At 51.8% G+C, this 15,156-nt stretch carries 13 protein-coding genes; 11 read left to right on the forward strand and 2 right to left on the reverse strand.

Features of this window, described 5'->3' with window-relative positions:
* The first annotated feature begins 193 nt into the window (after positions 1 to 193).
* From purM to ilvA, 8 genes are all read left to right on the forward strand, one after another.
* On the forward strand, positions 194 to 1,234 hold the full coding sequence (purM, locus tag NSS79_RS03435) for a phosphoribosylformylglycinamidine cyclo-ligase (protein ID WP_342438279.1): 1,041 nt from the start codon (positions 194 to 196) through the stop codon (positions 1,232 to 1,234).
* Positions 1,234 to 1,848: a phosphoribosylglycinamide formyltransferase gene (purN, locus tag NSS79_RS03440; RefSeq protein WP_342440293.1), complete on the forward strand. Its 615-nt coding sequence runs from the start codon at positions 1,234 to 1,236 to the stop codon at positions 1,846 to 1,848. Before purM ends, purN begins: the two co-directional genes overlap by 1 nt.
* A gap of 401 nt (positions 1,849 to 2,249) precedes the next feature.
* On the forward strand, positions 2,250 to 3,797 hold the full coding sequence (gene purH / locus NSS79_RS03445; RefSeq protein ID WP_342438280.1) for a bifunctional phosphoribosylaminoimidazolecarboxamide formyltransferase/IMP cyclohydrolase: 1,548 nt from the start codon (positions 2,250 to 2,252) through the stop codon (positions 3,795 to 3,797).
* Between the two features lie 24 nt (positions 3,798 to 3,821).
* Positions 3,822 to 5,087: a phosphoribosylamine--glycine ligase gene (purD, locus tag NSS79_RS03450; RefSeq protein ID WP_342438281.1), complete on the forward strand. Its 1,266-nt coding sequence runs from the start codon at positions 3,822 to 3,824 to the stop codon at positions 5,085 to 5,087.
* Between the two features lie 288 nt (positions 5,088 to 5,375).
* On the forward strand, positions 5,376 to 6,689 hold the full coding sequence (locus NSS79_RS03455; protein ID WP_342438282.1) for an SEC-C metal-binding domain-containing protein: 1,314 nt from the start codon (positions 5,376 to 5,378) through the stop codon (positions 6,687 to 6,689).
* Positions 6,690 to 6,841: 152 nt separating this feature from the next.
* Positions 6,842 to 7,069 (forward strand): aspartyl-phosphate phosphatase Spo0E family protein, encoded by a 228-nt coding sequence (locus NSS79_RS03460; protein ID WP_306080819.1) that lies wholly within the window; start codon positions 6,842 to 6,844, stop codon positions 7,067 to 7,069.
* A gap of 427 nt (positions 7,070 to 7,496) precedes the next feature.
* On the forward strand, positions 7,497 to 9,680 hold the full coding sequence (locus tag NSS79_RS03465; protein WP_342438283.1) for a methyl-accepting chemotaxis protein: 2,184 nt from the start codon (positions 7,497 to 7,499) through the stop codon (positions 9,678 to 9,680).
* A gap of 132 nt (positions 9,681 to 9,812) precedes the next feature.
* Complete coding sequence (gene ilvA, locus NSS79_RS03470) at positions 9,813 to 11,075, forward strand: threonine ammonia-lyase IlvA (RefSeq protein ID WP_342438284.1); 1,263 nt, start codon at positions 9,813 to 9,815, stop codon at positions 11,073 to 11,075.
* Positions 11,076 to 11,153: 78 nt separating this feature from the next.
* On the opposite strand, the gene NSS79_RS03475 is transcribed toward ilvA, so the two are convergent.
* Both NSS79_RS03475 and NSS79_RS03480 read right to left on the reverse strand, forming a co-directional pair.
* Complete coding sequence (locus tag NSS79_RS03475) at positions 11,154 to 12,098, reverse strand: hypothetical protein (RefSeq protein ID WP_342438285.1); 945 nt, start codon at positions 12,096 to 12,098, stop codon at positions 11,154 to 11,156.
* A gap of 39 nt (positions 12,099 to 12,137) precedes the next feature.
* On the reverse strand, positions 12,138 to 12,800 hold the full coding sequence (locus NSS79_RS03480; protein ID WP_342438286.1) for a DUF1129 family protein: 663 nt from the start codon (positions 12,798 to 12,800) through the stop codon (positions 12,138 to 12,140).
* A gap of 191 nt (positions 12,801 to 12,991) precedes the next feature.
* Between NSS79_RS03480 and NSS79_RS03485 the strand changes: the two genes are divergently transcribed.
* The 3 genes from NSS79_RS03485 (at position 12,992) to NSS79_RS03495 (ending at position 15,075) form a co-directional block, all read left to right on the forward strand.
* On the forward strand, positions 12,992 to 13,192 hold the full coding sequence (locus NSS79_RS03485) for a hypothetical protein (protein WP_076110179.1): 201 nt from the start codon (positions 12,992 to 12,994) through the stop codon (positions 13,190 to 13,192).
* Between the two features lie 190 nt (positions 13,193 to 13,382).
* Positions 13,383 to 14,213, forward strand: a complete 831-nt coding sequence (locus NSS79_RS03490; protein ID WP_342438287.1) for an alpha/beta fold hydrolase — start codon at positions 13,383 to 13,385, stop codon at positions 14,211 to 14,213.
* A gap of 85 nt (positions 14,214 to 14,298) precedes the next feature.
* Positions 14,299 to 15,075, forward strand: coding sequence for a class III extradiol ring-cleavage dioxygenase (locus NSS79_RS03495; RefSeq protein WP_342438288.1), 777 nt, complete (start codon positions 14,299 to 14,301; stop codon positions 15,073 to 15,075).
* Positions 15,076 to 15,156 lie beyond the last annotated feature (81 nt).

Here is a 15,156-nt window from a genome sequence, read left to right on the forward strand (position 1 = left end):
CAGGAAAGCTCACGTCGAAAGCATATGCTTTATATTTGGATTTCTAACGCGAACAGCGGTTTACATCAGGAAATCCAAATATAACAGCGACCGGAAGTCCAAACATTCATCGCAATGGCGTCCAAGAACCACACACCCAATCCCTGCCGCCCCGAAACGCGCTCTAAACTAACTAATAATGAGGTGTCCAAAAGTGTCGGAAGCTTATAAAAACGCCGGAGTGGATATTGCGGCTGGCAATGAGGCCGTTGAACGCATGAAGAAGCATGTAAAGCGCACGTACCGTCCGGAGGTTATGACGGAGCTGGGCGGATTCGGCGCGCTGTTTGGTCTCAATAAGGACAAGTATGAAGAACCGGTGCTCGTATCGGGAACCGACGGCGTGGGCACAAAGCTCAAAATCGCTTTCGCGGCCGACCGCCACGACACGATTGGCATCGATGCCGTAGCCATGTGTGTGAATGATATTGTAGTACAAGGCGCAGAGCCGCTGTTCTTCCTCGATTATCTCGCCTGCGACAAGGTTGTGCCGGAGAAGATCGAGGCTATTGTTGCCGGCATCGCGGAAGGCTGCCACCAGGCAGGCTGCGCGCTCATCGGCGGCGAAACGGCTGAGATGCCGGGGATGTATTCAGCGGGCGAATATGATATCGCCGGCTTCACAGTTGGCGTAGCCGACAAAGCGAAGCTGGTTACGGGCGCGAACATCGCACCGGGAGATACGGTGATCGGTCTCGCGTCCAGCGGCGTGCACAGCAACGGCTTCTCGCTGGTACGCAAGCTTCTGCTTGAGAAAGACGGCTATGCGCTGAACGATGTGGTCCCTGAGCTTGGAGTTCCATTGGTGGATGTGCTGCTGGCTCCGACGAAGATTTATGTGAAGCCGCTGCTCGCGCTGCTGGAACAGCTGCCGGTCAAAGGCATGGCGCATATTACCGGAGGCGGGTTCATCGAGAACATTCCGCGCGTACTGCCGGATCATGTGAATGTGGAGATTAATTATGGCTCCTGGCCGATTCTGCCGATTTTCGGCTTGCTGCAGAGCAAAGGCAATGTAAGCAACCGCGATATGTTCACTACCTTCAACATGGGCGTGGGCCTGGTGCTGGTAGTGTCTGCAGAAGACGGAGAAAAAGCGCTGGAATTGCTGAAAGCAGGCGGGGAAGAAGCTTATCTGATCGGTACAGTAACGGAAGGGGAACGCAAGGTTACCTTTACGGGAGCTGAAGTGTGATGCAGTACAGCCGGATCGCTGTGTTTGCCTCCGGGCAGGGCAGCAATTTTGCCGCGCTGGTTCAGGCTCAGAACGCAGGGAAGCTTGGCGGAGGCCGCATTGAGCTGCTGGTATCCGACAGGCCGGAAGCGCTAGTCGCACAGCGTGCGGAGGAAGCGGGGATTCCTGCCCTCCTGCTGCGGCCGAAGGACTTCGCAAGCCGGGAGTTGTATGAAGCGGAGATTGTTGCCGAGCTGCAGCGCCGGGATATCGGGCTTGTCGTACTGGCAGGATATATGCGGCTGATTACTCCGGTGCTGCTTACACCATACGCCGGGCGCATCATCAACATTCATCCTTCGCTGCTGCCAGCCTTTGCCGGCAAGGATGCCATCGGCCAGGCATTAGACTACGGTGTGAAGCTGACGGGGGTTACGGTGCATTTTGTCGATGGGGGCATGGATACCGGACCGGTTATTGCCCAGCGCGGCGTTGCCGTAGAGGCCGAAGATACAACGGAAACCCTTGCCGGACGAATTCATCAGGTAGAGTATGAGCTTTACCCTGAGGTAGTCTCTGCTTTTGCCGCCGGGAAAATTGGACTGGACGGAAGAAAAACCACAATTTCCGAATAGAAGTATAAGCGCGATTACTGCTAAGGACAGGGAGCTTGCCATAAATGGGAGTCATCCTGTGTCGCATACTATGGACATGAGCTGCGATTTAGCGTTAAATACTGGCGGATTGCGCGGTGCGACGATCTTTTTATCGACAAAGGTTAATCTCTGCGGTCACTTCCGATATTTCTCGGGAAATATTGCACAAGCGGGCAAAGGGTGTCGGAGAGTGATGGAATGCCTGATTTATGCCTTAGGAAGAATGCTGTAAGCTGCTGGAATTTTAGTGATTTGGCAAGGCTGGTTTATTCGGGTGAAAGAGCTTGTAGATCAGTTACACAAGTTTAAGCATCACATTGTTAAGCGTTAACCATTCAAACACAACTAATCGAGCATCATCCGGAGGAGGACTATTCAAAGTGAGTATCAAAAGAGCGCTGGTCAGCGTATCGGATAAACAGGGCATCGTGGATTTTTGCCGCGAGTTGTCTGCATTGGGCGTAGAAATCATCTCCACAGGCGGCACTAGCACACTTTTGGCTAAAGAAGGTGTACCAGTCATCGGTATTTCCGATGTCACAGGGTTCCCGGAAATTATGGACGGACGCGTCAAAACGCTGCATCCTGCCGTACACAGCGGACTTCTGGCAGTTCGTGACAACGAGGAACACACGCGTCAGATGACCGAGCTTGGGCTGGACTACATCGATCTGGTCGTGGTGAACCTGTATCCGTTCGCGGAGACGATTGCCAAGCCGGATGTATCGTACGAGGAAGCTATCGAGAACATCGATATCGGCGGACCGACGATGCTGCGTTCGGCGGCGAAAAACCATGCTTTTGTCAGTGTGGTGGTGGACGCGGCCGATTATGCAGGTGTGCTTCATGAGGTACGTGCAGGCGGAGATACGACCCTTGAGACCCGCAAACGTCTTGCGGCAAAAGTGTTCCGCCATACGGCGGCTTACGATGCCCTGATTGCCGATTATTTGGCTAATGTGACCGGTGAACCGCTGCCGGAGCGCTATACGGTGACTTACGAGAAGATTCAGGATCTGCGTTACGGGGAGAACCCGCATCAGAAGGCGGCGTTCTACCGCAAGCCGCTCGCTGCGCAGGATACGCTGACGGCTGCCGAGCAGCTGCACGGCAAAGAGCTGTCCTACAACAACATCAACGATGCCAATGCGGCGCTGCAAATCGTCAAAGAATTCGAAGAGCCGGCGGTTGTGGCCGTTAAGCATATGAATCCATGCGGCGTGGGCGTGGGCGCAAGTGTATACGAGGCTTACCAAAAAGCCTACAATGCCGATCCAACCTCCATTTTCGGCGGGATTGTGGCTGCGAACCGTATTATTGATGCGGATACCGCTAACCTGCTGAAGGATATTTTCCTGGAAATCGTACTGGCACCGGGCTTCACAGATGAAGCGCTGGAGATCCTTACGAAGAAGAAGAACATCCGCCTGCTCAGAATCGGCAGCTTAAGCACGGCCTCCGCACGCAAGAACAGCTTTGTCGTTACCTCCATTGAGGGTGGTATGGTAGTGCAGGAGAGCGATGTGCACTCCGTGAATCCGGAAGAGCTTCAAGTGGTCACAACCCGCAAGCCAACCGAAGAAGAGCTCAAGCAGCTGCTGTTCGGCTGGAAAGTGGTTAAGCATGTGAAGTCCAATGCGATTGTACTGGCGGCGGATGATATGACTGTTGGCGTAGGCGCCGGACAAATGAACCGTGTCGGAGCAGCCAAAATTGCCATTGAACAGGCCGGAGAGAAGTCCAAAGGCGCTGTACTGGCTTCCGATGCCTTTTTCCCGATGGGCGACACGCTGGAAATGGCTGCGAAGGCTGGAATTACCGCAGTTATTCAACCGGGCGGCTCGATCAAGGATGAGGAATCCATTAAGGTTGCGAATGAATATGGAATTGCCATGGTCTTCACCGGCGTCCGCCATTTCAAACACTAGAGGCCCGGGGAGGATTTCGTTTATATGGATATTTTAGTGGTTGGCGGCGGGGGCCGGGAGCATGCGATCATCTGGAGTCTGTCCCAAAGTCCCAAAGCCGGTAAAATCTACTGTGCACCCGGCAATGCCGGGATCGCGCAGCTTGCTGAATGTGTGCCGATCGGCGTGTTCGAATTCGACAGGCTGTCTGCTTTTGCCAAGGAGCGTGAGATTGGTCTTGTAGTCATTGGACCGGATGATCCGCTCGCGGCAGGTATCGTTGATGCCTTTGAAGCGCAGAATATTCCTGTGTTCGGCCCGCGCAAGAATGCAGCTGAAATCGAAGGCAGCAAAACGTTCATGAAGGATCTGCTGCACAAATACAGCATCCCGACAGCAGCCTACGAGAAGTTCAGCGGTTATGAAGCAGCACTTGCTTATTTGCGCGCACAGGAGCTGCCGATCGTCATCAAGGCAGACGGCCTGGCTGCCGGCAAAGGTGTTACCGTAGCTTATTCACGTGAAGAAGCCGAGCAGGCGCTGCATGATATTATGGTGGACAAGGTATTCGGGGAAGCCGGTGCGCAGGTGGTCATTGAAGAATTCCTCGCCGGGCAGGAAATGTCGATTCTTGCGTTTGTTGACGGTGAAACGGTGCGGCCAATGGCGGCAGCGCAGGATCACAAGCCGATATTCGACGGCGACAAAGGACCGAACACCGGCGGAATGGGCACTTATTCACCTCTGCCGCACATCGCTGAGGATATTATCCGTGAGGCGGTGGAGACGATCATCGAGCCAACAGCAAAAGCGATGGTGGCCGAAGGCCGCCCCTTTAGCGGCGTACTGTTTGCCGGGCTGATGATTTCACCAGATGGTAAGCCGAAGACGATTGAGTTCAATGCCCGCTTCGGCGATCCCGAGACGCAGGTCGTACTGCCTAGGCTGAAGAGTGATCTGCTGGAGATTTTTCTGGCTGTCACTGAAGGCAGGCTGGCAGATATTGAGATTCAGTGGAGCGATGAAGCGGCTGTATGCATAGTGCTGGCTTCGGAGGGTTATCCGGGTCCTTATACTAAAGACGTGCCTATCTCCGGTCTGGAGAGCAGCCAGGACGCGCTGATCTTCCATGCCGGGACGGCACGCGGTGAAGATGGAAGCTGGGTTACGAATGGCGGACGGGTGCTTGGTGTTGTCGGCAGGGGCGCGAGTATTGCGGATGCCCGTGCGGCCGCATACGCCAGTGCAGAAACTATATCTTTCCAGGGAAAGCAGAACCGCAGTGACATCGCCATGAAGGCGCTCATCTGAGGATAAAGGACTGCAACCTAGCAAATTTTTACGCTATTAGTCCCAAAAAAGGACTGACAAGTGATAGAAGAAGTGCTATAATACAATTCGTACGGGGGAAAATGTGCGGATATATACAGATAAAGGGTCTTTCCTTTCATGGAAAGGCCTTTTTTAAATTAGGTTTTTGGAGTGCCCGTGAAGTTCCCGTAATATAGAATACGTCTTGCCGGGAAATGATACTTATAGTGCAAAAGTAGCGATGCGCTTATGTGTATGGCTAGTCACAGATTTAAGGGGGAATTATTTTTGAGTAAGGTTGGAAGAAATGACTTGTGCCCATGTGGAAGCGGGAAAAAATATAAAAGATGCTGCCTTGGTAAAGAAACCTCAGCGGTTGAATCCATACTTCGGCTCGTAACAACGGAGGAGGCGGCAGCCCATGAGGCTGTAGTAACTGAACCTGTCATGAGCCCTGAGGCTTTGGAACCTGTCCTTCGTCCAGAGAGCAAGCTTACCCTGACCAAGCTGAAAAAGATGGTAACACGCGAGCTGAAATGGGAGCATCCGGCCCACGAGCAGCTGGCGATGCAGCTTATCGAAAGCATGAGAAACCAGTATGAGCGGGAGCTGATTTTTGAAGCATTAGTGCTTTGGAACGGCTTCTCCCGCCAGACTAAACCTGCTGTGAAGAAAATGGGTTCCTTCTGTGCCGCGATCGAGTATTTGCTGTCCGAGGAGTATGGCTTTATGATTTCGCAGGCGGAACTTGCAACCAAATATGAGGTTACTGCGGCTACGATTTCCCGCAAGGTTAAGGAAATGCTTAACTACGTGGAGGAATACGGCATGGGCGGCGAGTCTGACGAGCTGCTAGTGCTGAACGGTCCGGGTACTCCTAAGGAGAAAGCACAGGCCCTTCTGTATCAGGCAGCGGAAGCCACCTCTACCAAACGGCGGATTCAACTGGCTGAAGCTGCACTTGAATTATATCCGGACAATTCCGACGCCTATCTTATTCTGGCTGAGGAATCGGAGAATGAGCAGGAGGCGCGTGCCTACCTCAAAGCGGGAATTGCTGCGGGTGAGCGTGAGCTGGGGGAGCTGTATTTTATCCAAAACAAAGGATACTTCTGGGGCCTGCATGAAACCCGGCCATACATCCGCGTCTGCAAGAGCTATGCCGAGTCTTGCTGGTTCAGTGGCAACGCGGAAGAAGCGGCGCAGATGCTGGAACGCATCATGGAGCTTAATCCGGAAGACAATACCGGTGCGCGGTATTTGCTGGCGGCTGCGTACTTGTACACCAACCGGTTGAATGATGCAGAACGTGTGCTGAAGAAATACGGCAAGGATGATGCAGCGGCTGCGTTTGCCTATGACCGGATTGTCCTTGAATACAAGAAGAACGGAATCACCTCCCAGCTCAAGATGCTGTACCGTGTGGCGCGTGGTGTGAACAAGCATGTGCCGGATTATTTACTGGGCGTGAAGCGGCTGCCGCATAACCTGCCGGATTTTGTAGGCTTGGGAGATTCTAATGAAGCGATTGAATATGTCATCATGCACTCCCGTTTATGGGCCAGCATGCCGGACCTGCTCAAGTGGATGCTGAAGCAATAGTTCATCATATGATGTATACGGACACAGCCGCTCAGGCTGTGTTTTTTTTAATTTATAGCGGAAGTTCTCTGAAAAAAAATTTCACCCGGAAAAAGAAATACTCTTCTAAAATACTTAAATGAGGAGGGATAAGAGTGAAGGAAGCGGAATGTTTGAAACAACGCATTGAACAAGCCCGGTATAAGCTGAATAAGTTGGAAAATCAATATACTCTGGGCCATCCCGCCGTGCTCCATCAATCGATGGTGCTCGACGAACTTATAAATGAATACAACAGGAGCTCTGGCACGCGTACAGCCATGAAATCGTTCCATAGCAACAATGAACCTGTAAACGAGGAGCTTTGGCCTACCCACTCCCTGCGTCTCCGGTTTGTCTGAACACAGAAGGATTGAAAGTTAAAAGTTATAAAAACTTGCGTGGTTGCGGCAAATCGTTTGCACAATCTTCGAAGTATTATCTGGTGCCGCAACTGCAATCCTCTCCCAGCGCTAAGCTTTAAGAAAATATCGGATCACCTCCCTCTTCACTCTCTATTTAATCCCCTTTACTGATATAAATCCTCACATAAAAACCAACGAAATCCTTAATATCAGCATAAATAGGGTCGAATTACGCATTTTTACATAAAAATGTTTTTTTATTATGCTGTTTTGTGAAAATACCTGACATGGACACAGTTTTTTCACAGCTCGAGGTAAAACGTTAAAGGGATAAAGGGGTTTTTTGCAGAAATAAGTCGAAAACAAGGAAACATTCATAGAGAGAGTATTGTCGGCCCATATTTTATGGAAGGCGGGGAGTCCTATGGCACTAAGAAAAAATAAGGAAGAGAAGATCAAGAACGGGCTGCAGCCTGAGCTTAAGGTTGTGGAGAAGAAGGAGCCGGATCACCCGGCTGTACAGGAAAAGAAGGTAAGCGGGCTGTTCTCCGCATTGCGTTCAATGATTCGAATCTTTAGCAATATGGGTATCCGCGGCAAGCTGTTTTTGTCCGTGATTTTATCTGTCGTTGCTATTTTCGTTATTGTATCGGTTGTGATCTACAGCAATGCGAAACAAATTATTGTAGATGATCTGAACAGCTCGCTGACCTATGAGAAGGAGAAAATCAGTGTAAAGGTCAATGATCTGCTTCGGCCCGCTATGAACAGTGTGGAGCTGCTCAATGCCAATGCTTATGTCCGTGACTTCATCGATCGGGCAGACCCCGGGGATACGCTAAAGACGACAAACGGCTATAGTGAACTGATCCGTACACTTAACCTGATTAAGGACAACAACAAAAACCTGCTGAACGTATATGTGGGACTGGATGCGCTAAACAAAGTGATTACCCAGGATGAGTTTGAACCTCCGGCAGATTTTAATCTGAAGGAACGCGACTGGTACGCGGTGACGGCCAAGAATAACCGTGTTACAGTTACGGACCCTTATATTGATGCCGGCTCGGGCAAGATGGTAGTCAGTGTCAGTGCGCCGATTCTGAATGATGCCGGCAAGCTGATTGGAGTGGCGGGAGCGGATATCTCCACGGAGCAAATAACACAGGCGTTGAGTGCTTTTAACTATAAGGGCAGCGGTTTTGCTGTACTGATTGATAAGACCGGTACGTTCATCTATCATCCGGACAGCGATAATATTCTGCTGAAGAAGATGGGCGATCTCGGCGAGGACTGGAAAGCAGTCGGTGACAAAATGACCGAGTGGGGCTCCAATGTCATCCAGACGGATATCGACGGAAAGGCAAGCTATGTATCCTATTCCCCTGCGGTGGAGAACCAATGGTCGGTAGCGCTGATTGTTCCTGAAAAAAATGCGGAGAAGGAACTGCAAATGTTCAAACTGATCTTCATGCTCTCTATTATTGCTTCTATTGTGGTAATGTCCGTGCTGCTCTATTTTGTCTCCAACAGCATTCTGAAGCAGATTCCGATCCTGACTGCTGCTTTCCAGAAGGCGATGTCGGGTGATTTGTCGGTACGGGCCAAGGTTACAGCCAAAGGAGAAATCGGAGTGTTGGCGCACGGCTTCAACGAGATGATCTCTTCGCAGCAGGCGCTGATTCAGGACATTATGAGCAGCTCGCAGAGCATTTCGGGTGCTGTAGATAATACGGAGAAAAATGTATCTGCGCTGGACGGAAGCATCTCCGAGATCTCGGCTATTACGGAGGAATTATCGGCTGGAATGCAGCAGACGGCAGCCTCGATGGAGGAAATGAATGCCAGTACGAATGAGATCGGGCATGCGGTCAGCGGTATTGCCCGCAAAGCCCAGGAGGGCGCTGATGCTGCCAGTGCGATCAATGAGCGGGCCGAACGGCTCAAGGAGGGGGCGTTCCGCTCGCGGAAGCAGGCGGACGAGATGTATGGAGAGAGCGAAGTGAAGCTGCGGAGCGCGATAGAGCAATCGAAATCCATCTCACGGATCGGCACCTTAACTAGTGCGATTCTGGAGATTGCTGCCCAGACCAACCTGCTGTCGCTGAACGCCTCGATTGAAGCGGCCAGAGCGGGAGAAGCGGGCCGGGGATTCGCTGTTGTGGCGGAGGAGATCCGCAAGCTTGCCGACAACTCGCGAGACACGGTGACTGAGATTCAGGAGGCAACAGAGGCCGTAGTTAGAGCGGTGTCCGGCCTGGTGGAGGGGGCGGAGAGTATGCTGCGCTTTATGGACCAGCAGGTGCTACAGGACTATAATTCCATGCAGGAGACGGGCCGGCAGTACAGCGAGGATGCCAAATATATCGATGAGCTGGTAACGGACTTTAGCGCCACCTCCGAGCAGCTGCTGGCTTCCATCCAGAGTATACTCACCGCAATCAGCGAGACCAGCAGTGCCACGAATGAGGGAGCTGAGGGCGCGGGGAGCATCGCTGCCCAAGCCGAGCAGATTATTGGCAAATCCGGAGGCATCGTGGCCGAGATGGAAGAAATCAAACACAGCTCTGCCCAATTGCTGACAACGGTATCCAGATTCAACGCTTAACTGCCGAACTAGGACCGTATATAAAAGGTATTCATGTGTTGCCCGGAGAGGACAATGCTTGATAAAATGTCCTTGGAAGAGTATGTTACAAGAAGCAAATAGATTAGATAGAGACAGTGAGGCGAGGAATTGATGAGAGAAGGCGAAAACCGGATCGTAGGAATGGAAGATATTGTGCGGGCACACCATGTGCTGCGGGAGGTTATCGTCCGTACACCGCTGCAGCTGGATGCGGTGTTGTCGGCCAAATACGGCTGCAATGTGTATTTGAAACGTGAGGACTTGCAGATTGTCCGTTCTTTCAAGATTCGCGGCGCGTACAATATGATTCGCAGCTTGTCTGCGGAGGATAGAAGCAAGGGAATCGTCTGTGCCAGCGCGGGAAACCATGCGCAGGGCGTGGCGTATTCCTGCAAAGCACTAGGCATTAAGGGCAAGATCTATATGCCAACCACCACCCCCAACCAGAAGATCAAACAGGTCCGGCGGTTCGGCGGTGAATATGTTGAGGTTATTCTGAAGGGGGATACCTTCGACGATGCGTATGATGAAGCCTTGCAGGCTTGTATTGATCACGGGATGACACTGATCCATCCCTTCGATGAACCGCGTATTATCGCCGGCAACGGGACGGTTGCCATGGAGATTATGGAAAGTTTGGACAAGCCGGCAGACTTCATGTTCGTTACCATTGGCGGGGGCGGTCTGGCTGCCGGTGTAGCCACCTACGTGAAGACTGTAAGCCCGAATACCAAGGTGATTGGTGTAGAGCCGACTGGTGCGGCTTCCATGAGTGAAGCCATGAACAACGGGGCTGTAGTGACCCTTGAAGAAATCAATAAGTTTGTGGACGGCGCAGCCGTGAAGCGTGTCGGCGGACTTACCTATGATATCTGCTCCCGGCATCTGGATGACGTTATTAAGGTGCCGGAGGGCAAGGCATGCACGACGATTCTGGAGCTGTACAACGAAAATGCCATTGTCGTTGAACCGGCAGGCTCACTGCCCATGGCTGCGCTTGATCAGTACCGTGATCAAATCCGCGGCAAGACGGTGGTCTGTATCGTGAGCGGCGGCAACAATGACATTGACCGGATGCAGGAAATTAAAGAACGGTCATTGATTTATGAAGGCCTGAAGCATTACTTTATGGTCAACTTTCCGCAGCGGGCCGGTGCACTGCGTGAGTTCCTGGCCGAGGTGCTTGGGCCTAACGATGATATTACACGGTTCGAGTATACGAAGAAGAATGACAAAGAGAACGGCCCGGCGCTGGTCGGCATCGAGCTTCTGAACACAGATGACTACGCTCCGCTGATCGAACGGATGCAGCAGAAGGGTCTTGATTATACCGAGATCAACAAGGATCCCAATCTGTTTAATATGCTGATTTAAGCAGGGAAACACAGTATACCGGTTATCTATAGAAAATGCCCGCCCCCGAAACAGCAGGGGCGGGCATTTTTGCATAGTTCAGGAGAGGGGGACTTCTGTCTTCAGATACTGCTGGACACCTTCATCAAGCTTATAGCCATTCTCCTTCAACAGCTTCATAAGGCCATCCAGCTTCTGGAGAAATTGACTGCTGCCGTTGTGCTTAGCCAGTATGCTGCTATAGGCTTTCTGGGCTTCCAGATCCATCTCCAGATTGTCATAGTGGAAGAGCGGCGTATTGTTCTGGCCATAGAAAGTATCGCCAACATACATGGAATACAGCGTCTTAACTGCCGCGATCCGGTTGGATTTGGGATAGGACAGGGTGAACTCTTCCTGGGACAGCGCCCGGGCAACCACATCCGTCCAGGAAATCACAAGGCCGTTGTCCTTGGATGAAGGAAGCTCCGACTCAATGGCCATAATCGTAATATAATCGCGGATGTCATCTGTAACATACATTTTATATCTGCGGTAGGTTGAATAATCGATGATTGGAAAAAAAGTCCCTTCCGCATTCTCCAGCTTGTAGCCGCTCTCTCCGGCGCTCTTCAGCAGGCTGCGCAAGGCAGCATCCTCCGTACTCTCGGCAAGCTTGGCCATGCTGCTGCCCTCTTTGTAGATGGAGGCGAGCTTACGCTGGATTTCGTTGCTGCTGAATTTACTCTCCCAGGATTGCAGCAGCGATTTTTGCAGATTCTCCAGCCTCAGGGTCATTAATGCCGCCTGATAGGGGGTGACTGAATAAATGTTGCTGTTCAGGTAGCTGATTCCCTGATGAAGCGTGCTGGAAGATTTCAGCAGCGACAAGGTCGTTTTATAGACCGCCTCGGCATGTTGCTTCTTGGCGGCTTCAGTTACCACCGATTTGGAGGCTCCGGCAGATGCGGCGGTTGATCCTTCCGCCTGCACGGGTGCAGCGAAGCCCGGCTGGATTCCCAGTACTGCAGCAATAACCGCGGTTAGTATGATGTGCTTCTTCATGGAAGTTCCTCCTGTTTGGTCGGAAGTAGAATAAGAAATCTATGATCTGAAGAATATAAGTTTTAGTCCAAGCCCTCCGCCCAGACACAGAATCAGGCTCACCCAGGGGGAGATGGAGATGACCGGAAACAAGTTTTCGAGGAATGCCCCGGCAAATACGGCGATGATGACGATTACGACATAGACGCCCAGCCCTTTGAGATCAAAGGGTTTAGGTCTGGGTGCATCGCTTTCGGACAGGGAAGACAGCCATTTCATAAGCAGTTCAATAATAACCACGGACCCTGCGCCTACGAGCAGAATCGTAAACAGGCTGATCTGGCTGAATATGCCTGCTGACCCGGTGATCCATAACAGGATGAGCCCGGCAATCGCGAGTACGGCGAACAGACTCGTCAGAGATGCCCAGGATATCATCAAGTAATAGTTCCACTGGCTGCGCACAGGGCGTTCAGGAATGCTGTCTATGATCTCCCGGAAATAATCTCCCGGATGCTCTCCGAATATTTGCTTCGCATCCTTGCCTTTACTCTGTTCCCGCAGCATAAGGTTTGCTGCTTCCAGCAGCAGTTCCTCCGCGCGGACAGCTTCTACCCGGCTGCTCCGCATCTCCAGAATCATATCTTCCATATAAGAGCGGTTAGAGGGTGTCATCTGCTCGCGCAGAACGTTATTTTGTTTAATCATAGCTTTGACTTTCATAGTATGGATGTAAACCTCCAGTAGTCTTGATCGCGATAGCCTATAACCTAGAGTATACGGTTGGGCGGCTGTTGTGTGCAAGGACATCCATTTTACCTGTCCCGTGAATAATCCTTTTGGAAGAGTGAACACTGATAATGAAGTTTGAAGTTGCTTTACCAAATACAGCTTATAGGAAGGCAGGCAGCGTTATGGGACATGAGAAAAAAGAAGAACCAGGCAAATTCATGGGTGACGGCTTCGCGCCTGTGCAGGCTAATGAAGTGGGCGATTGGGGCAATTCCGACGGCTTCAGCCTGTGGGACGCAGCGGGGCAGGATCAGGATAACGGCCTGGAGGATTGGGAAGGCAGACGGGAAACCCATGATATGTTTCACGACAGCTACGATTGAGTGAGTTCTGCGGGCAGGGGCCTCTTTTGTTCCTTTGGGAGCGGAAGGGGCCTTTTCGGTCATTAATGATTTCCGCGGGCTTCTTGTTGACAATAATAACGTAAACCGTATAATAAAGATATAAATCACACTAAGTTAATCGGAATTATTATACTTTGGAATAGCTTTACTTTTAGAGGAGGATACGGCCATGGAACGGAACATTATTATCCGGCATAACCAGGAGGAGCTCACAGCAAGCATACATTATCCATCGCGTGAAAAGGGGAGCAGCGGCCGCTGCAAGGACCGTGTGCCTCTGACGGTTATTTGCCATGGTTTTGTAGGCAGCCGGATCGGCGTTGACCGGATCTTTGTCAAGGCAGCCCGTGAATTGGCGCAGGACGGATATATGGTGATCCGCTTTGATTATGCGGGATGCGGAGAGAGCACCGGGAATTACGGCAGCGAGGATATGGAATCCATGATTGCCCAGACCCGGGCCGTGCTTGATTACGGGATCGGTTCTGCAGACGTGGATCCGCAGCGCGTTACGCTTATCGGACACAGTCTCGGCGGTGCCGTAGCTCTCTTGACCGGAGTCCGCGACCGGAGGGTGAAGAATCTGGTCCTGTGGTCTGCCGTCGGCTATCCGTTCAATGATATCGTAAAGATTGTAGGAAGGGAAGCTTATGACCGGTCGGTGAAGAGCGGGTCGTCCGATTACGCCGGATATACGTTTACTCCGGTATATTTCAACTCGCTGGCTGCTTTCCAGCCTTTTCAGGAGGCCGGCAAGTTCAGTGGAGATGTGCTCGTTATTCATGGAACCTCCGACGATGTCATTCCGGTTGATTATGCCTTCCTTTATCAGAAGCTGTTCTGGACCCGGCCGGAGGGACGCTGCGACAAGGAGATCATTTTCCAGGGAGACCATACCTTTTCCTCAGGCCCGGCGCAGGAGCAGGTGCTGAAACGGACCCGGGAGTGGATGAACCAGCAGGAGCATCTGCAGCAGGAATGGCAGAACTGGATGATATAGGTGATATGTAGCATTAGCAATAACTGTGATTTAGCGGTAAAATAAAGGGGCACACCATATACTGGGTTATGGAGGTTGGCACCCTATGAAATTACCGGCATTTTTTATTGCGCACGGTTCTCCGCTCCTCGCTCTGGAGGATAATGAGTACACCCGTTTCCTGGAGCGGCTTGGTCAGGATCTGGGGAAGCTCCGCGGTATTGTAGTTTTCTCCGCGCATTGGGATAGCCCTGAGCAGCTGATTACCGTGGACGCACAGCATGAGACGCAGCATGATTTCTATGGATTTCCGGAAGAAATGTATTCGCTGACCTATCCTGCCCCGGGTGATCCCGCACTCAGCAACCGTATTTCCGAGCTCTTCAAGGAGAATAATCTCGCCCATCAGCCTGTTCTGGGGCGCGGCCTTGATCATGGCGTATGGGTGATCCTGAAGAAGATGTTCCCGCAGGCCGATATTCCGGTAGTGGCTTTATCCGTCGATTCTTTGCGCTCTCCCGAGGAACAGTATACTATCGGGCGAATGCTGGCTCCGCTGCGGGATGAGGGAATACTGCTGATCGGAAGCGGAGGATTAGTCCACAATCTGCGGATGCTCAAGCAGGATGATACACCCGAGCAATGGGCGCTCGATTTCGATGCGTGGGTTGCCAAAGGACTTGCGGCATGGGATCTGCCGTCTCTGTTCGCGTACGAGAAGCAGGCGCCACATGTGCGCGATGCGGTTCCGTCTTATGGAAGGGAACATTTTGTTCCGCTCTTCTATATTATGGGCACCGCAGATGAAGGCAAGCGGGCACAACTGATGATTCAGGCGTATCAATACGGAACGCTCAGCCTGAACTGCTGGATGGTAGACTAGCGCAAATTCATACAATAAACAGAGGATACAGCCGATAGCGGGCTGTATCCTCTTTATTTTGCGGGTGAAGAAGGCAGTGTG

Origin of the sequence: Paenibacillus sp. FSL L8-0436 (genome assembly GCF_038593025.1) — a bacterium.
Classification (GTDB): domain Bacteria; phylum Bacillota; class Bacilli; order Paenibacillales; family Paenibacillaceae; genus Paenibacillus_AQ.